Below are 17136 nucleotides of genomic sequence, written 5' to 3'. Positions count from 1 at the left end.
TAGAACTGTCACTGATCGTCGGATTGCTCCCCGACCGTTTCCTGCTGGGGGCCAGGCCCGTCCGACGACGGGCCCTGGTCGACCGGCTCCGTGCCCGGAACGTCCTCCACGACCACCATCGCGGTGCGCAGAATCCGCTCGCCGAACCGGTAGCCCTGCCGGTACACCGCCGAAATGACCGAGACGTCGCCCTCGCCGGTGTGCTGCACCGCTTCGTGCAGCTGCGGGTCGAACGACTCGCCCGGCTCGCCGAACGCGGCGATCCCCTGCTCGTCGAGGACTTGCTGCAGCTTGTCCGCCACCGACTTCAACGGGCTCGACTCCAAGTCGCCGTGGCCGCGCGCCCGGCCGAGGTCGTCCACGACCGGCAAGAGCTGCGCGAGCACGGCGGCTTTCGCCGCCTCGACCACGCCTGCCCGGTCCCGGTCCACCCGCTTGCGGAAGTTCGCGTACTCGGCGGTCACCCGCTGCAAGTCCTCCGTGAGCTCGACCACCTGCGTCTCGGCAGCGGCGAGCGGGGAGCCCTCCTCAGGAGCGGGCTGCTCCTGAGGAGGGGCCTGGACCTGCTCGCCCTCGCGCACCGTCCCGGTCGTCGGGTCGATCCTGCGACGGTCGGTGATCGTGACCGGCTCGCGCTCGGCTGACGTCTCAGGCTCGGCCATGGCTCTTCCCGTCGGTCTCGTCGTTCACGACTTCCGCATCCACCACGTCGCTGTCCGCGCTCGAGGCAGAGGCAGCGCCCTCGCCCGCCGCGCCGGGCTCCGAGGCGGAAGCCTCGTAGATCGCCTGGCCGACGGCCTGGGACTCGGTCGCGAGCTTCTCGACCGCCTGCTTGATCGCGTTCAGATCAGAGCCTTCCAAGGACGTGCGGACCTCGCCGACGGCGGCGGCCACCTTCTCCTTGACGTCTGCGGGCACCTTGTCCTCGTTGTCCTTGAGGAACTTCTCGGTCTGGTACGCGAGGCTCTCGGCCTGGTTGCGCACCTCGGACTCCTCGCGCCGGGCCTTGTCCTCCTCGGCGTGCGCCTCGGCGTCCTTGACCATCCGCTCGATGTCCTCCTTGGACAGCGCCGAGCCGTCCTGGATCTTGATCCGGTTCTCCTTGCCGGTGCCCTTGTCGCGCGCGGTGACGTGCACGATGCCGTTGGCGTCGATGTCGAAGGTGACCTCGATCTGCGGGACGTTGCGCGGGGCGGGCGGAATGCCGGTCAGCTCGAAGGAGCCGAGCATCTTGTTGTGCGACGCGATCTCGCGCTCGCCCTGGTAGACCTGGATCTGCACCGAGGGCTGGTTGTCCTCGGCGGTCGTGAAGGTCTCCGAGCGCTTGGTCGGGATGGTGGTGTTGCGCTCGATGAGCTTGGTGAACACGCCGCCCTTGGTCTCGATGCCGAGGGAGAGCGGGGTGACGTCGAGGAGCAGCACGTCCTTGACCTCGCCGCGCAGCACGCCCGCCTGCAGGGCCGCGCCGACCGCGACGACCTCGTCCGGGTTCACGCCCTTGTTGGGCTCCCGGCCGCCGGTCAGCTCGCGCACCAGGTCGGTGACGGCGGGCATGCGGGTGGAGCCGCCGACGAGGACCACGTGGTCGATCTGGCCGACCGAGATCCCGGCGTCCTTGATGACCTGCTGGAACGGCGCACGGGTGCGCTCCAAGAGATCAGAGGTGATCTTCTGGAACTCGCTGCGCGAGAGCTGCTCGTCGAGGAAGAGCGGGTTCTTGTCCGCGTCGACGGTGATGTAGGGCAGGTTGATCGAGGTGCTCTGGCTGGAGGAGAGCTCGATCTTCGCCTTCTCGGCCGCCTCGCGCAACCGCTGCATCGCCATCTTGTCCTTGGTCAGGTCGATGCCCGAGGTGCTCTTGAACTTCTCCACGAGCCAGTCCACGACACGCTGGTCCCAGTCGTCGCCGCCCAGGTGGTTGTCGCCGGAGGTGGCGCGCACTTCCACGACGCCGTCGCCGATCTCCAACAGGGACACGTCGAAGGTGCCGCCGCCGAGGTCGAAGACCAAGATGGTCTGCTCTTTCTCGCCCTTGTCGAGCCCGTAGGCGAGCGCGGCCGCAGTCGGCTCGTTGACGATGCGCAGGACGTTGAGCCCCGCGATCTGGCCCGCCTCCTTGGTGGCCTGGCGCTGCGCGTCGTTGAAGTAGGCCGGAACGGTGATCACCGCGTCGACGACGGTGTCGCCGAGGTACGCCTCCGCGTCGCGCTTGAGCTTCTGCAGCACGCGGGCGCTGATCTCCTGCGGGGTGTACTTCTTGTCGTCGATCTCGACGGACCAGTCGGTGCCCACATGGCGCTTGACCGAGCGGATGGTCCGGTCGACGTTCGTGACCGCCTGGTTCTTGGCGGGCTGGCCGACGAGCACTTCGCCGTTGCGGGCGAAGGCCACGACGGACGGCGTTGTCCGAGCGCCCTCCGAGTTGGCGATGACGACGGGGTCGCCGCCTTCGAGGACCGAGACCACAGAGTTGGTGGTGCCGAGGTCGATGCCTACTGCACGAGCCATAGTTCCCTTTTCTCCTTGCTGTTCGATAGACTTCAGCGAATCGCGCTCAAGTCTGCCACATTTTCTTTGATTCGTCAATAAGAGTTGAGCATCTATCGCTCAAGTCTTCTCACAGCAAAACATCGGTTGGTCGGATGTTATTCCCGCCCCTACGCCGAGAAAGGCGGAAAAGTGACGAAGACCTCAGTTTTTAAAGTGGTTTTTATATTTTCGTTACCGCCTACTTAGGCGATCCTCTGTACAGTCTGTGACGTGGAGCTCGGCATAGGAGCCGGCCCGCGATCACCGCAGAAACCGAATATCGCCGAACGAGGAGCCAACGATGTCTCTTATGCCGGTCAGCGACGCCATGTTCCTTCTCATGGAGTCGCGCGAGCACCCCATGCACGTTGGAGCCGTACAGCTGTTCCAACCGCCGCCCGAAGCTGGCCCGAACTACGGGCGCGTCTTCCACGACCAACTGCTCGCCACCACGGAGGTGTCGAGCGATTTCCGCAAGCGCCCCGGCCTGCCGCTCGGAGCCGCGGGCTCGTTGCAGTGGACCGTGGACCCCGACCTCGACTTCGAATACCACGTGCGGCGGCTCGCGCTGCCCGAGCCCGCAGGCATGGGCGAGCTCTTCGCCCTCGCCTCCCGGCTGCACAGCGCCCCGCTGGACCGGCACCGCCCGTTGTGGGAAATGGCCGTCATCGAGGGGCTCGCCGACGGCAAGCTCGCGGTCTACACCAAAGTGCACCACAGCCTCGTCGACGGGGTCGGCGCCTTGCGCGCCCTGCAACGCGCGCTTTCGGACGACTCGGAGGCGCTGGGCTGCCCCGCCGTGTGGGCCCCGCGCGAGCACCGAGGCGCGAGCAGCGGCCCGGGCGGGTCGTTGAGCCCGATGGCCATGATCCGAGGAGCGCGTTCCGCGGCGAGAGGCGTGGCCGAGGTGATGCCGGGACTGGCCCGCTACGGGTCGCACCTCTTCCGCGAGGACGACCTCGTCCGCCCGATGCAGGCCCCGAAGACGATGCTCAACGTCGGGATCGGCGGAGCCCGGCGGATCGCCGCCCGCTCATGGGCGCTGCCGCGCGTCAAAACCGTGGGCAAAGCCCTCGACGGCACCGTCAACGACGTGGTGCTCGCGATGTGCTCCGGAGCCCTGCGCGCGTACCTCGCGGAGCACGGCGCGCTGCCGGACAAACCGCTCGTGGCGGCCTGCCCGGTGTCGATGCGGTCGAAGGAGGACCAGGGGACGGGCAACGCCATCACCTCCCTGCTCGCGAACCTCGCCACCGACAAGGACGACCCGCTGGAGCGGTTCGACGCCATCGTGCGCTCCGTGCGCAGCGCGAAGTCCATGCTCGCGACGATGACGCCGCTCCAGCAGCTCGTCGCAGGGCTGATCAACACAGCGCCAGCCAGCATGGGCGCCTTCCCCGGGATGCGCGACCGGGTCGCGCCCGCGTTCAACATCGGCATCGCCAATGTGCCGGGGCCAAGCACCGCGCGATATTGGAACCAAGCGGAACTGGTCGGCCTCTACCCCGCCTCTATCGCCATGGACGGGCTGGCGCTGAACATCACCGTCACCAGCACGGCGAACCTGTTGCACTTCGGCCTCACCGGATGCCGTTCGAGCGTGCCCCATATGCCGAGGATCCTCGGGCACCTGGAGAACTCCCTCGCCGAGCTCGAAGAGGCGGCGGGCGTCTAGCGCCCGCCGCCCAGGCGGCTCCGCGAGAACACGCCTCTGACCTGCAGAATCTGCCGCCAGCTGCCCGCTTCGTGTAATCTCCAGACACGATGAACTTCCGAGGGCTCGCATGACAGCCATCGCCGATCCGCTCACCGGAGCGGTCATCCGACCAGGCGCGGCGCCCGCGCCGGGGGCCGTGCCCGCGGTCGAAGTGCGTGGTCTCACCAAATCGTTCCGAGGGAACACCGTGGTCTCGGACCTCTCTTTCAGCGTCCTGCACGGAGCGGTCACCGGCTTCCTCGGCCCCAACGGCAGCGGCAAGTCCACCACACTGCGGGCGATCCTCGGCCTGGTGCGGCCCGACGCGGGCCAGATCCTCGTCGAGGGGTCGCCGCTGGCTTCGACACGCAACCCCGGCAGGGTCGTCGCAGGCGTGCTCGACGCGAGCAGCATGCACCCGAACCGCAAGGCGGTCGACCATCTGAAGATCTATTGCGCGGCGCTCGGCGTGCCCGACTCCAAAGCCGCCGACGTGCTGGAGGCAGTCGGGCTGAGCCCGGCGGCGGCAGGGCGCCCCAAGACCTACTCGCTCGGCATGCGCCAACGCCTCGCGATCGCGACCGCGCTCCTCGGCGACCCTCGCATCCTCATCCTGGACGAGCCCGCGAACGGTCTGGACCCGGCCGGGCTGAGCTGGCTGCGGGGGTTCCTCCGCGCGTTCGCGAGGGCGGGCGGGGCCGCGCTCATGTCGAGCCACCTGTTGCGCGAGGTGGAGCAGACCATCGACCACCTCGTCGTCATCAGCCAAGGCCGTGTCGTGTTCGAGGGCTCGTTGGAGACCTTGCGCGGAGCCCATGCCACCCGCACCTACGTCGCCAGCGCCGACCCCGAGGCGCTCGCAGCCGCGCTCCGCGAGCGCGGCGCGGCAGGCGTCGAGCCCACGTCGGACGGACGGCTGCTCGTCACCGGGCCGGGCCGCGAAGAGATCGCCGAAGCCGCCGCCGAGGCCCAGATCGCGCTCTTCGGGCAGGCGGACGACTCCGTCGGCCTCGAACAGCTCTACACCTCCCTCGTCACACCGCAGTACCTGGCCAGAGAGATCCGGTCATGACCACGGCAGGCACGGCAGGCGGCTTCGAGTTCCTCCGGCTCGTCAAGTCCGAATGGCGCAAAGTCCGCTCGCTCCGATTCTGGTGGATCCTGCTCACCGCGCCGCTCGTCATCACGGCCCTCTCGACGGTCGCGGGGCTCGCCGCCCTCGCCGGAGTCCACGGGGACAAAGACTCGTTCCACCGGTACGGCTCCAGCCTGTTCAGCGCGCTCACCCTGATGCTCGGCTATGCGGGGTTCTTCGCGGCCGGGGCGCTCACCATCTTGTTCTGCGGGATTTTCGCCGGGGTCAACACCGCCGCGGAATTCCAGCACCGGACGATCACCCACACCTTCACCACCGCCCGCTCCCGAGACCGGGCGATCCTGGCGAAACTGCTCGTCACCACGCTCTTCGGCATAGGCTACGGCCTGGTGCTCGACCTTGTGGTGGTGCTCGCGACCTACCTCCTCGGCTCCTTCGAGTCCAGCACCTTGCACCGTTCGACCATCAGCGCGAGCTTCGTCGCGGGCATCTGCCTCGCCTCGGTGCTCGTCGCGGTGCTGTGGACCTGGATCGGGGCGGGGCTCGGGCTGTTGAGCGGGAATCCGCTCTCCGCCACAGTCGCCCAAGCCTTCTGGTCCTTCCCCGGCGAGCCGCTCGTCTGGCTCATCCTCGGCTTCATCACGCTCAGCAGCCAGGGCCCCGGCGCCGCCTCCCTGGCGCGGTTCCTCCCGGTGAGCGCGACGGGGCAGACCCTGCTGGGCTCCGCGATCATGCTCGACACGTCGGGGCCGGACCAGAACACCGGCATCACCATGCTCGCGTACGGCCCCCCGTCCCTCGCCGCGTGGGCCGTCGTGCTCCTCGGGCTGGGCTGGTGGCGGGCCAGGGCCCGCGACATCACCTAGGGCCGGACGAGGAGCAGCCCCGTCGGCTGCTCACCTCGCCTTGCGCATCGCCTCGTCGATCGCCTCCGCAGTCGGCGCGCAGTTCCCCGCGCCGGGGACCAGCGTCGCGAGGGACCCCGCGACCGCCGCCCGGCGCAACGCCTGCTCTGGTCCGAGATGCCACGAGGCCGCGAACACTCCCGCGAAGACGTCGCCCGCACCGGTGGTGTCGACCGGTTGCACCTTGGGCGACGGCGCGCTCGCCTCGCCCCGAGGCCCTCGGTAACGGGCGCCCCGCGCGCCGAGCGTGGTCACCACATGCGTCGCGCCGCGCAGCCGGTCCCCCAGCTCGCGGGCCTCCCCCTCGTTGACGATCAGCACGTCCGCGAGCTCCAAGAGCTCCGGCGGGAACGGTCCGGACGGGACCGGGGAGAAGTTGACGATCGCCAGCACGCCCGCGGCCCGCGACACCCGCAGCGCGTCCACGATCGCCTCGAACGGCACCTCCAACTGGCACAGCATCATGTCGACCCTGGTCAGCACGCTCTCCGCAGCCTCGGTCATCGCCAGTTTGTCATTCGCCCCCGGCGGCACGACGATGACGTTCTCGCCGGTGTCGTCCACGATGATCACGGCGACGCCGTTCGGGCCCGGCACGGTCATGCTCCCGGTGAGGCCCACTTTCTCCCGCCGCAGCCTGCCGCGAAGCACGGCGCCGACCTCGTCTTCGCCGAACGACCCGATGAACTGGACGAGCGCGCCCGCCCGCGCCGCCGCCACAGCCTGGTTTGCCCCTTTGCCGCCGGGGAGGCGCTCCACCGATTTCGCCATCACCGTCTCCCCGGGGTGCGGGGGTCGCTGCACGCGGAGCACGAGGTCCTGGTTCACACTGCCGAAGACCGCGACGCGGGGAGGGGATGCCATAGCCGTCCAGCCTATGGCTTCACCTGATGCTCGATCAAGAGGGTCGGCGCAGCCAGGTCGGGATCCTTCACCGTGACGACGCGGGTCCCCCGCTTCATGCCCGCGCGGACCTCGCTGACCTCGGCGCCGCCCGCCACGAGTCGGGCGCGTGCCGCCTCGACGTCGCCGACGCGCCACGCGATCCCCCAGATCGAGTCCCCCTTCCCCGGCAGGCCGGGCTTCGCCAGCACCTCGACCACCGTGTTCTGGCATCGGAAGAACAATTGGTTGATGAGCGGCGCGATCCGCTGCTCCAGCCGGAGGTCCAGACCGAGCCTGCCGCCGAGCGTGGCGACAATCCGGTCCAGATGCGTGGTCGAGACGACCACGTGGTCGACGGCGCCGACGCCCCCCTGCGCTGCCTGCGCGGGCGAGCCTTCGACAACACGGCCTTCAACGACGCCGAGGAGCAGCCCGCTCACGACGGCCGCGGCCTCGCGCCTGCCGTCGGAGGCTGGCGCTTTCTCCTCGAGCGGCAGGCCGCGCCGGGCCAAGAGGCGCACGGCCGCGTCGTAGTCCTGCGCCGAGAACATCAGCCCCTGCCGGGGCGCCCACGTCGGAAGGCCCAGCTGGACCCCGCCGTTCGAGACCCTCGGCTCGAGGCCCGCGTCCGTCCCGAGCAGCCGCGTGTACGCGGCCCGCGCCCGCTCCTGGTCCGGCACGTCCAGCAGCACTCGGTCAAGGGCGAGGTCAAGAGGCATGGCGCAATTCAATCAGCACCGCCCGGCCCGCGCAGCGCCGGACCCCGGCAATACCGTGTCAGGGCTGTGAAACGAGGCTCGGCCGCCGCTGTGGTCCTCAAGCTGGGTATGGTCGTGGATGTGCGTATGGACGTGGAACGGGCGGTCGCCGCGCACGGCGTCGCGTAGACCTGAGGATTGGACATGGCCTTCGTCAAAACCGCGTTCGCGGACTCCGTCGGCACCATCGCCTTCGACCGGGAAGCCAAGCGCAACGCGCTGAGCGCGGATCTGATCGCTGAGACGATGGCGGCCCTCGCCGATTTCCGGGCCAGGGGCGCGCGGGCCGTCGTGCTGCGCAGCTCTGCCAACGGCAAAGTCTGGTCGGCAGGCCACGACGTGGACGAGCTGCCCCACGCCGATGTGGACCCGCTCCCCTACAACGATCCGTTGGAGCAGCTGCTGCGCGCGGTGAAGGCTTTCCCCGCGCCGGTGATCGCCATGGTCAACGGGTCCGTGTGGGGCGGCGCGTGCGACCTGGTGCTGTCCTGCGACATCGTGTACTGCGAGCCGACGGCGACGTTCGCCGTGACACCGGTGACGCTGGGTTTGCCCTACAGCATGTCCGGACTGCTGAACTTCATGAGCCGCTTGCCGCTCAACATCGTGAAAGAGATGTTTTTCTCGGCCGAGCCGATATCCGCCGAGCGGGCCGAGTTCGTCGGCATCGTCAACCGGGTCGTCCCGTCCGCCGAGCTCGAAGAGGCGGTCTACGGCATGGCGAGGACCGTGACGACGCGCTCGGGCGCCGCGATCGCTTCCGCGAAGGAGACGCTCCGGGTGCTCAGCGAGTCGGCGCCCATCGCGCCCACCACCTTCGAATACCTGCACAACCTCCGCCGCGAAGTCTACTGCGGCCCGGACTACCGCGAAGGCATCGCGGCCTTCCTCGAAAAGCGCAAGCCCAGGTTCTAAGGGGCCGCGCGGCCCTGCGGCGAGCCCCCGCGGACCACGTCGCGACGTCCGAGGTCAGCCGAGGCAGCCCGGCCCGATGAGCGCCTTGAGGTCCCCGTACAGCTCGGGCGACGGCGTCACCGTGAGCGCCTCGTCCAGCCGGAACGACAACGACCTGCCGTTCCGGTGCAGGTCGAGCAGCACCGGGGTCGGGCCGGGGTTGCGCTCGAGGATCTCGCGCAGTTGGCCGACCGAGTCCGGGTTGCACCAGCTCTCCGCGACCGAGAGGCGCAGCGAGCCCGCAGCCGCCTGCGGGGTGAGCTCCGCCGGGACCACGTCGCTCGCGATGAGCGCGATCCGGTCGTCGCGGAAGTTCACCCTCGCGTTGATGAACACGACCGCGTCCTCGACGAACTCCTCGCCGTACGCCACGTAGTTCTGCGGGAACAAGAACACCTCGATGCCGCCGACGAGGTCTTCGAGCTGGGCGCTCGCGTACGGGGCGCCGTTCTTGTTCACCCGCCGGTTCACCCCGGAGAGCACGCCGCCGACTTTCACGCTCGACCCGTCCTTGACCTCGCCGTCGAGGATCGAGCGGATCGACACGTCGGTCGCGGCGGCGAGCGCCTGCTCCAGACCGGCCAGCGGATGCCCCGAGACGTAGAGGCCGAGCATCTCCCGCTCCAGCGCGAGCTTCTGCTTCGTGTCCCACTCCTCGTCCGGGATCTTGACCTCGAACGCGGCGGAGAGCTCCTCCGACCCGGTCTCGAAGAAGTCGGAGAACAGGTCGTACTGGCCCTGCGCCTCGGCCTTCTTCGTGCCCATCACCGAGTCGACCGCCTCGGCGTGCACCAAGTAGAGGCCTTTCCGGGGATGCCCGAGCGCGTCGAAGCCGCCCGCCTTGACGAGCGACTCCACGGCTTTCTTGTTGCAGGCGGTGATGTCTGCCTTGGCGAGGTAGTCCGAGAAGCTCGTGAACGCGCCCTCCGCCTCGCGGGTGCGGATGATCGACTCCACGAGCCCCACCCCGACGTTGCGCACCGCCGAGAGGCCGAAGAGGATGTCCTCCCCGACAGCGGCGAAGTCCACCCGCGACTTGTTCACGTCCGGGGCGAGCACGGTGATGCCCATCTTGCGGCAGTCCGCGAGGTACACGCCCGCTTTGTCCTTGTCGTCGCCGACCGAGGTCAAAAGCGCCGCCATGTACTCGGCCGGGTAGTTGGCCTTGAGGTACGCGGTCCAGTACGCGACCAGGCCGTAGCAGGCGGCGTGCGACTTGTTGAACGCGTAGTCCGCGAAGGGCAGCACGGTGTCCCAGAGCGCTTTGATCGCGGCCTCGGAGAACCCGTTCCCGATCATGCCCTCGGAGAAGCCCTCGTACTCGGCCTGGAGCACTTCGAGCTTCTTCTTGCCCATGGCTTTGCGGAGCGCGTCGGCTTTGCCCATCGAGTAGCCCGCGACCTTCTGCGCGATGAACATGATCTGCTCTTGGTAGACGATGAGGCCGTACGTCTCGGAGAGGATCTCCTTGAGCGGCTCTTCGAGCTCGGGGTGGATCGGCTTGATCTGCTGGCGGTTGTTCTTGCGGTCGGCGTAGTCGTTGTGCGCGTTCACGCCCATCGGGCCCGGCCGGTACAGCGAGAGGACGGCGACGATGTCGCCGAACCCCGTCGGCTTCATCCGGCGCAAGAGGTCGCGCATCGGCCCGCCGTCGAGCTGGAACACGCCCAAGGTCTCGCCCCGGGAGAGCAGGGCGAAGGTCGCCGGGTCGGTGAGCGGCACCGTCTCAAGGTCCAGGTCGACCCCTCGGTTCTGGCGGATGTTCTCGATCGCGTCCCCGATGACGGTGAGGTTGCGCAGGCCGAGGAAGTCCATCTTCAGCAGGCCGATGTCCTCGCAGGACGGGTAGTCCCAGCCGGTGATGATCGCCCCGTCCTGCGCGCGCTTCCACAGCGGGATCGTGTCGATGAGCGGCTCGTTGGACATGATGATCGCGCAGGCGTGCACGCCCGCGTTGCGGATCAGGCCCTCCAGCGAGAGCGCGGTCTCGTAGATTTTCGCGACATCGGGATCGCTCGCGATGAGCTCGCGGATCTCGGTGGCCTCTTTGTACCGCTCGTGCTCGGGGTCGGTGATCCCGGACAGCGGGATGTCCTTCGCCATGATCGCCGGGGGCAGCGCCTTGGTGATCCGGTCGGCCATCGCGAAGCCGGGCTGGCCGTGCAGCACGCGGGCGGAGTCTTTGATCGCGGCCTTCGTCTTGATCGTGCCGAACGTGATGACCTGCGCGACGCGGTCCGCGCCCCATTTCTCGCTGGCGTAGCGGATCATCTCGCCCCGGCGGCGGTCGTCGAAGTCGATGTCGATGTCTGGGGCCGAGGGCCGCTCCGGGTTGAGGAACCGCTCGAACAGGAGCCCGTGCTCGATGGGGTCGAGGTTCGTGATGCCGAGGGCGTAGGAGACCAACGAGCCCGCCGCCGAGCCACGGCCCGGCCCCACCCGGATCCCGACCTCGCGCGCGTGGGCGATCAAGTCGCCGACGACGAGGAAGTACGAGGGGAAGCCCTTCTGCTTGATGACGTCGAGCTCGAACGCGGCGCGGGCCCGGTAGTGGTCCGGGACGCCGCCCGGGAACCGCCGTTCGAGCCCTTGGTCCACCTCGTGGCTGAGCCACGAGTTCTGGTCCTCGCCGTCCGGCACCGGGAACACCGGCATCCGGTCGCGCGGGGTCCACACCTCGTCGTAGCTGCTCACCTGCTCGGCGATGCGCAGCGTGTTGTCGCAGGCGCCCGGCACCTGCGAGTCCCAAGCGGCGCGCATGAGCTCGGCGGACTTGAGGTAGTACCCGTCGCCGTCGAACTTGAACCGCCCGGGGTCGGACATGGTCTTGCCGGTCTGCACGCAGAGCAGGATCTCGTGGCCCCTGGAGTGCTCCTGCTTCACGTAGTGGCAGTCGTTCGTCGCCACCGGAGGGATCTTCAGCCGCTCGCCGAGGCGCAGCAGGTCCTCGCGGACCCGGCGCTCGATGTCGATGCCGTGGTCCATCAGTTCGAGGTAGAAATTCTCCTTGCCGAAGATCTCTTGGAACCGCCCCGCCGCCTCGCAGGCGGCTTCGAACTGGCCGAGGCGCAGCTTGGTCTGCACCTCGCCGGAGGGGCAGCCGGTGGTGGCGATGATCCCCCGCCCGTGCTCGGCGAGGATCTCCGCGTCCATCCGGGGCCATTTCCCGAGCTGGCCCTCGATAGAGGCGAGCGAGGAGAGCTTCATGAGGTTGCGCAGGCCTTGGGCGTCCTTGGCGACCATGGTCATATGCGTGTAGGCCCCGGAGCCCGAGACGTCGTCGGAGCGCTGGCCCGGCTGGCCCCAGAACTCGCGCTTGGTGGAGAAGCGGGAGGACGGCGCGAGGTACGCCTCAATGCCGATGATGGGCTTGACCCCGTGTTTCTTCGCCGTCCGGTAGAACTCCGCCGCGCCCCACATGTTCCCGTGGTCGGTCATGCCCACAGCGGGCATCTCCAGCCGCGCCGCCTCCGCGAACATCGCGTTGACCTGCGCATGCCCGTCCAGCATGGAGTACTCGGTGTGGTTGTGCAGATGCACGAACGAATCGGCCACGGTCGTCCTTCCCTTCAGGCGTCACAAAGGTCCGAGAGGGGTTCCAGCCTACCCGCGCTCGGGCCGGAAACCGAACCGCGCAATCTTTGCGGACAACAAGGCGGCGTGTCGGACCGTCGCGGCGCGAGGACCGCCGATCGGCGGTGTGGCGCCTGGGGCAGATGGGGTCACACCTGCTCGCGCAGCACCGCGAGCGCGCGCGACAGGTCCTCGGGAGGGCTGGACTCGAAACGCATGATCCGGCCGTCCCCAGGATGCGCGAACGAGAGGCTGCGCGCGTGCAGCCACTGGCGCCGCAGGCCGAGGCGCGCCGCGAGCTTGGGGTCCGCGCCGTACAGCATGTCGCCGCAACAGGGATGGCGCAGCGCCGAGAAATGCACCCGGATCTGATGGGTGCGCCCGGTCTCCAGCTTCACCGCGACCAGGCTCGCCGCCCCGAACGCCTCGACGGTGTCGTAATGGGTGATGCTGTGCCTGCCGTCCGTGGTGACCGCGAAACGCCATCCCGGACCGGGGCGTTTGCCGATGGGCGCATCGATCGTGCCGCTCGACGGGTCCGGGTGGCCCTGCACCAGCGCCTCGTACCACTTCTCCACCTCACGGTGCTTGAAAGCGCGTTTGAGCACGGTGTACGCGTGCTCGGAGGCCGCGAGCACCATGACGCCCGAGGTGCCGACGTCGAGGCGCTGCACGACGCCTTGCCGCTCGGCCACCCCCGTGGTCGCGATGTGGAAGCCGAGCGCTTTGAGGCCGCCCACCACGGTCGGGCCGCTCCATCCGACCGACGGGTGCACCGCGATCTCGGGGGGCTTCTCCACCACCACGACATGCTCGTCGGAATAGAGCACGTTCAGCCCTGGGATGATTTCGAGCGGGTCCTCGACGACTGGGACGGACGGAGCGGCCGGAACGGTCACCTCCAACCAGGACCCGACGACCAGCCGGTCCGAGCGTCCCGCGGCTTTCCCGTCGATCAAGGCGTGCCCCGCGTCGGCGAGCTCGGCCGCCCGTGTCCTCGGGACGCCGAGGAGCCGCGCGAGTCCCGCGTCGAGGCGCAGCCCCGCCAGCCCTTCCGGGACCGGCAGCGCGCGCACCGCCGACTGCGTGGTCTCGTCATCGCCGACCGGCGAGGTTTCGATCAACGCTCTTGCCCGACGGAATGCTCCACCCCGAGGAAGCTCAACGCCACCATGAGCACCGCGCCGCAGACGATGGCCGAGTCCGCGAGGTTGAACACCGCCCATCCTTCGCCGTGGTCGGAGAACAGCGACAGGAAGTCGACGACCTGGCCCCGGAACGGCGCGGGGGCGCGGAACACCCGGTCGACGAGGTTCCCGAAAGCGCCGCCGAGGACCAGGCCGAGGCCTGTGCCCCACCAGAGCGAGCCCAGCGCCCGGCTCATCCGGACGATCGCGACGACCGCCACCACCGCGATCGCGGTGAGCGCCCACGTGTAGCCGGTGGCCATGGAGAACGCCGCGCCGGAGTTGCGCACCAGCACCAGCCAGAGCGCGCCGCCGAGGACGCGGACCGGGCGCTCCGGGTCGAGGTAGGCCACTGCGGCCGCTTTCGAGGCCAGGTCCACGAGGGCGACGACGACGGCGACCCCGAAGAGCAACCGCACCGCCGCTGCGCGCGACTTTGGGCTGTGAGAGGCTTCTGCGGCCTGTGTGGGGGAAGTCGCCATAGCGGGACAGAGCTTAGCAGCCGCTCCTGTGCGGCACCGGCGCTAGCTGTAAGCGACCGGGGCGTCGTCGTCGCGCCAGTCCCACGCGGACTGGTCGTCCTTCGGGTACTTCGCGCAGTTGTCCGTCATCTTCGCCGCGACGCCCTTGTTGTTCACGAAAAGCTTCGCGTAGTCGGTGTACAGGACGTCGAGCGGGTCGCCGAACGTCGCGGCCATGTGCTCGGAGAAGTCGCGGCGCGGCCCCTTCACGCCCGGCGGGAGGGAGAAGAACCAGTGCAGCCGGTCCCGAGTCTGCTCGTCGAGGGCCTCGCCGTGCTTCTTGTACTCCATCATGTACCGGTCGAACTCCATCGGGGCCGCGTACTTCGCCGCGTCCAGGAGCTGCTCGGCGCTGCACGTGGTGAGGAGCATCCGGCGAGGGATGGGGTACTCGTCCGTGGAGTGCACGTATCCGTCGATGTAGTCCGGCGGCGGGTCGGCGGCGGCGACTCCGGGGAAGCCAAGGGCGGCCGAACCGAGGGCAAACATGCCCGCGCCTGCACGTTTCAAGGATTTTCTCAGTTGCGAAGCCATGATACTTACTATAGCGCAATAATATCGAAAATCGCCGCTCCCCCTGCCCGGGCCGGACAGGACGCGCCGCTGCGCGCTTCCTCACGATAGGGCAATGGCTTCGACGCGGACAGGTAACGTCCCGCGACGCGTCGCGGGACGGGGCCCGCCGGGCGCTTGAATAGTTGTTATGCGCACACCAAGTTCCTTGAGAGTCCCGACGGCCCTGCTCGCGGCAAGCGCGTGGGGACTCGTCCTGATCGGCCCCACGAGCGCCGCAGACCCCGCGCCGAAGCCCGCGGGCGACTCATGCGCGGCGTTGAGCAAGGTGCAGCCCGCGATCGACAACTTGCGGGACAACGCGAACGCGTACCTCGCCAACCAGGCCCCGGCAGCCGCAACGGAGCAGAAGGCCCCGCCCGTCGCCCCGACGAGCGCCTCGCCCGCCCCGACGACCGCAGCCTCCCCCGCCGCGGCGAAGCTCCAAAACATCGTCGACTCGCTTCGCCGCATCAGCGGCGAGCTCAAAAGCGCCGCGCCAGCCGTCGCGGACTCCCCCTTGCGCAACTCCGCCGACAAACTCGCCGGGACCGTCGACGACGCGGCGGACTCCGTCTCGCAGATCGCCTCCTCGCAGGCCAACAGCCTGAACCCGCTCAAACTCGGCAGCCTCGGCGTCAACATCACCGGCGCAGTCGTCGTCTACCAGGCCAACTACACCCGAGTCTGCGGCCAGAGCCCCGCAGGCCAGCAAGCCCCGACGACCACCGCCCCCGCGCCAGCAAAACCGAGCGCGACCACGCCCGCCACCCCGCAGCAGACACCGGCGCAGACTCCGAAGAGAACCAGCTGACCGGCCGCCGCCGGAGCCACTCCCGGAAGGAGGAGGCCCCGTTCATATCGAGGATCGCGCCGGGGGCCCTAGAGACGAGGAAAGCCCCCGCCTGTGGCGGGGGCTTTCCTCGTCAGTCGCCCGAGGGGCGGATCAGACCGCCACAACCGAGACGGCCTGGGGGCCGCGCTGGGTGGACTCGACCTCGAACTGGACCCGCTGGCCCTCTTTCAGGGTGCGGAAGCCGCCGTTCTCGACGATCCCGGTGAAGTGGACGAACAAGTCCTTGCCGCCGTCCTCGGGAGCGATGAAGCCGAAGCCCTTTTCCTCGTTGAAAAATTTGACCGTGCCGTTGGCCATGGTGTTATTCCCTTGCATTTTCTTGAATTCGAAGCGGTATTCCGTCTTCGGGCCGCAGGAACAGGGCTTAGAGTCGAAGTTTCGACCAAGCGCGACTACCCGCGTGAAAAACCTCGCGAGCACATCACAAAGCATTTAACCGCCACAAGATTAGCACGGCTTGCGCCCGAGCGCATCTACCCGTGTCCCTCGCGGCCCGAGCGTGTCGCGGCGGGCGGCCTCGAACGAGAAAGGTCGTATCCCCCGACCGGGGGATACGACCTGAAACTGCTCCCCCGGCTGGACTCGAACCAGCAACCGTCCGATTAACAGTCGGATGCTCTGCCAATTGAGCTACAGGGGATTGGCCCGGCCACTGTACCAGAAAGCCGGGCGGATTTCACCACGGATAACGCCGAAGGTCTTCTCCGCCCGCGATCAGCGCCGCGAGCTGGATCCGGGCTTGCGGGGCGCGCAGCTCCTGGGCGAGCAAGGCCCCGGCCTCGACCAGCCGGGCCCCGCCGGAGTACGCCCCCGTCACCGGGGCTCCCGGCACCCGCGAACAGGCGACGACCGCCACTCCTGCGCGCACGAGCCCGGCGACCGCATCGGCGACGGCCTCGGGCACGCCGCCGTTGCCCATCGTCTCCAGGACCACGCCCCGCGCGCCCGCCGACGCGTACGCGTCGAGCGCGACGGCGTCCGCGCCCGGGTACATGGCCGCGACATCGACCCGGACAGGGGCGATGTCGCAAGCAGGGGCGGTGACGACAACGCCCTCCCCGCAGCGGTGCGCCGAGCCGCCGAAGATGTCGTCGCCGCCGGTGTGCCGCTTGTGCGCGCCACGGGCGACGAGCGCCGCCCCTGCGAAACAGATCACCGCGCCCGGCCCGCGCGCGCCGTTGCCCGAGGCGAGCGCCAACGCGTCGCGCAGGTTCGCCGGGCCGTCCGCCTCGGAGTCCGAGGCGGGGCGGGCGGCGCCGGTGAGCACGACGGGCTTGTCGCCGCCGACCATGAGGTCGAGCAGCAGAGCCGTCTCCTCCATCGTGTCCGTCCCGTGCGCCACGACGACGCCTGCGGACGCGGGGTCCGCGACCGCTTCGGAAGCCGCTCGCCGGATCGAATCCAGATCCGCGAAATCGAGCAAGGAGCTGTCTTTGCGGACCACCTCGCGGACCCGAACCCGCCCGGCGTGGCCGGTCGCGCCGAGGAGGTCCTGCGCTCCGAGGACCGGGCGGCGCACCCCCGCGTCGTCGGCGACGCTGGCAATCGTCCCACCGGTTGTGATGAGTGTCACATATGTATCCATGGGTGTCAGGAACTTCCAGTCAACGATGCCATGGGTGTG

Annotated in this window: 15 protein-coding genes and 1 tRNA gene; 5 read left to right on the top strand and 11 right to left on the bottom strand. The window is 68.9% G+C overall.

Features of this window, described 5'->3' with window-relative positions; all coding sequences use genetic code 11:
* Nucleotides 1–8: 8 nt before the first annotated feature.
* Both grpE and dnaK read right to left on the bottom strand, forming a co-directional pair.
* Nucleotides 9–662 carry a nucleotide exchange factor GrpE gene (gene grpE, locus ACRC20_RS00710; protein WP_438684402.1) on the bottom strand — a complete coding sequence of 218 codons (654 nt, stop codon included), beginning with the start codon at nucleotides 660–662 and terminating at the stop codon, nucleotides 9–11.
* Entirely contained in the window at nucleotides 649–2508 is a 1860-nt protein-coding gene (gene dnaK, locus ACRC20_RS00705; RefSeq protein WP_438684401.1) for a molecular chaperone DnaK, read from the bottom strand. Before dnaK ends, grpE begins: the two co-directional genes overlap by 14 nt.
* Nucleotides 2509–2830: 322 nt before the next feature.
* Here dnaK and ACRC20_RS00700 point away from each other — a divergent pair, with 322 nt between their 5' ends.
* The 3 genes from ACRC20_RS00700 (at nucleotide 2831) to ACRC20_RS00690 (ending at nucleotide 6187) form a co-directional block, all read left to right on the top strand.
* Nucleotides 2831–4204, top strand: coding sequence for a WS/DGAT/MGAT family O-acyltransferase (locus tag ACRC20_RS00700; RefSeq protein ID WP_438684400.1), 1374 nt, complete (start codon nucleotides 2831–2833; stop codon nucleotides 4202–4204).
* 109 nt (nucleotides 4205–4313) lie between these two features.
* The gene (locus ACRC20_RS00695; protein ID WP_438684399.1) at nucleotides 4314–5297 is read left to right on the top strand and encodes an ATP-binding cassette domain-containing protein; all 984 of its coding nucleotides are present in this window, start codon (nucleotides 4314–4316) and stop codon (nucleotides 5295–5297) included.
* A complete protein-coding gene (locus tag ACRC20_RS00690) occupies nucleotides 5294–6187 on the top strand; it encodes an ABC transporter permease (RefSeq protein WP_438684398.1) in 894 nt (297 codons plus the stop codon). The genes ACRC20_RS00695 and ACRC20_RS00690 overlap by 4 nt, the downstream gene beginning before the upstream one ends.
* 30 nt (nucleotides 6188–6217) lie before the next feature.
* Here the strand turns inward: ACRC20_RS00690 and ACRC20_RS00685 are convergent, their stop codons facing one another.
* On the bottom strand, nucleotides 6218–7090 hold the full coding sequence (locus ACRC20_RS00685) for a ribokinase (protein ID WP_438684397.1): 873 nt from the start codon (nucleotides 7088–7090) through the stop codon (nucleotides 6218–6220).
* Between the two features lie 11 nt (nucleotides 7091–7101).
* On the bottom strand, nucleotides 7102–7830 hold the full coding sequence (locus ACRC20_RS00680) for a VOC family protein (RefSeq protein ID WP_438684396.1): 729 nt from the start codon (nucleotides 7828–7830) through the stop codon (nucleotides 7102–7104).
* Between the two features lie 183 nt (nucleotides 7831–8013).
* On the opposite strand from ACRC20_RS00680, the gene scpB reads away from it, so the two are divergent.
* A complete protein-coding gene (gene scpB, locus ACRC20_RS00675; RefSeq protein ID WP_438684395.1) occupies nucleotides 8014–8784 on the top strand; it encodes a methylmalonyl-CoA decarboxylase in 771 nt (256 codons plus the stop codon).
* A gap of 54 nt (nucleotides 8785–8838) precedes the next feature.
* On the opposite strand, the gene dnaE is transcribed toward scpB, so the two are convergent.
* The 4 genes from dnaE to ACRC20_RS00655 form a co-directional block, all read right to left on the bottom strand.
* Nucleotides 8839–12333 carry a DNA polymerase III subunit alpha gene (gene dnaE / locus ACRC20_RS00670; RefSeq protein ID WP_438684645.1) on the bottom strand — a complete coding sequence of 1165 codons (3495 nt, stop codon included), beginning with the start codon at nucleotides 12331–12333 and terminating at the stop codon, nucleotides 8839–8841.
* A gap of 212 nt (nucleotides 12334–12545) precedes the next feature.
* Nucleotides 12546–13472: an RluA family pseudouridine synthase gene (locus ACRC20_RS00665; RefSeq protein WP_438684644.1), complete on the bottom strand. Its 927-nt coding sequence runs from the start codon at nucleotides 13470–13472 to the stop codon at nucleotides 12546–12548.
* A 44-nt stretch (nucleotides 13473–13516) separates the two neighbouring features.
* Nucleotides 13517–14065, bottom strand: a complete 549-nt coding sequence (gene lspA, locus ACRC20_RS00660; RefSeq protein ID WP_438684394.1) for a signal peptidase II — start codon at nucleotides 14063–14065, stop codon at nucleotides 13517–13519.
* A gap of 42 nt (nucleotides 14066–14107) precedes the next feature.
* A complete protein-coding gene (locus ACRC20_RS00655; RefSeq protein WP_438684393.1) occupies nucleotides 14108–14638 on the bottom strand; it encodes a DUF5078 domain-containing protein in 531 nt (176 codons plus the stop codon).
* Nucleotides 14639–14807: 169 nt separating this feature from the next.
* Here ACRC20_RS00655 and ACRC20_RS00650 point away from each other — a divergent pair, with 169 nt between their 5' ends.
* Nucleotides 14808–15470 (top strand): hypothetical protein, encoded by a 663-nt coding sequence (locus ACRC20_RS00650; RefSeq protein ID WP_438684392.1) that lies wholly within the window; start codon nucleotides 14808–14810, stop codon nucleotides 15468–15470.
* A gap of 132 nt (nucleotides 15471–15602) precedes the next feature.
* Here ACRC20_RS00650 and ACRC20_RS00645 read toward each other — a convergent pair whose 3' ends face one another.
* The 3 genes from ACRC20_RS00645 to ACRC20_RS00635 form a co-directional block, all read right to left on the bottom strand.
* Complete coding sequence (locus ACRC20_RS00645) at nucleotides 15603–15809, bottom strand: cold-shock protein (RefSeq protein WP_438684643.1); 207 nt, start codon at nucleotides 15807–15809, stop codon at nucleotides 15603–15605.
* A 270-nt stretch (nucleotides 15810–16079) separates the two neighbouring features.
* Nucleotides 16080–16152 (bottom strand) — tRNA-Asn (locus ACRC20_RS00640).
* 36 nt (nucleotides 16153–16188) lie between these two features.
* Complete coding sequence (locus ACRC20_RS00635) at nucleotides 16189–17085, bottom strand: asparaginase (protein WP_438684391.1); 897 nt, start codon at nucleotides 17083–17085, stop codon at nucleotides 16189–16191.
* Between the last annotated feature and the right edge of the window lie 51 nt (nucleotides 17086–17136).

The organism is Segniliparus sp., from assembly GCF_051660745.1.
Lineage (GTDB): Bacteria > Actinomycetota > Actinomycetes > Mycobacteriales > Mycobacteriaceae > Segniliparus.
This window is presented reverse-complemented; position numbering and strand designations above follow the sequence as displayed.

Bases quoted from the DNA above. Each gene is read 5' to 3' on its own strand.
- grpE (WP_438684402.1), bottom strand. From the start codon at position 662: ATGGCCGAGCCTGAGACGTCAGCCGAGCGCGAGCCGGTCACGATCACC.
- dnaK (WP_438684401.1), bottom strand. From the start codon at position 2,508: ATGGCTCGTGCAGTAGGCATCGACCTCGGCACCACCAACTCTGTGGTC.
- ACRC20_RS00700 (WP_438684400.1), top strand. From the start codon at position 2,831: ATGTCTCTTATGCCGGTCAGCGACGCCATGTTCCTTCTCATGGAGTCG.
- ACRC20_RS00695 (WP_438684399.1), top strand. From the start codon at position 4,314: ATGACAGCCATCGCCGATCCGCTCACCGGAGCGGTCATCCGACCAGGC.
- ACRC20_RS00690 (WP_438684398.1), top strand. From the start codon at position 5,294: ATGACCACGGCAGGCACGGCAGGCGGCTTCGAGTTCCTCCGGCTCGTC.
- ACRC20_RS00685 (WP_438684397.1), bottom strand. From the start codon at position 7,090: ATGGCATCCCCTCCCCGCGTCGCGGTCTTCGGCAGTGTGAACCAGGAC.
- ACRC20_RS00680 (WP_438684396.1), bottom strand. From the start codon at position 7,830: ATGCCTCTTGACCTCGCCCTTGACCGAGTGCTGCTGGACGTGCCGGAC.
- scpB (WP_438684395.1), top strand. From the start codon at position 8,014: ATGGCCTTCGTCAAAACCGCGTTCGCGGACTCCGTCGGCACCATCGCC.
- dnaE (WP_438684645.1), bottom strand. From the start codon at position 12,333: ATGCTGGACGGGCATGCGCAGGTCAACGCGATGTTCGCGGAGGCGGCG.
- lspA (WP_438684394.1), bottom strand. From the start codon at position 14,065: ATGGCGACTTCCCCCACACAGGCCGCAGAAGCCTCTCACAGCCCAAAG.
- ACRC20_RS00655 (WP_438684393.1), bottom strand. From the start codon at position 14,638: ATGGCTTCGCAACTGAGAAAATCCTTGAAACGTGCAGGCGCGGGCATG.
- ACRC20_RS00650 (WP_438684392.1), top strand. From the start codon at position 14,808: ATGCGCACACCAAGTTCCTTGAGAGTCCCGACGGCCCTGCTCGCGGCA.
- ACRC20_RS00645 (WP_438684643.1), bottom strand. From the start codon at position 15,809: ATGGCCAACGGCACGGTCAAATTTTTCAACGAGGAAAAGGGCTTCGGC.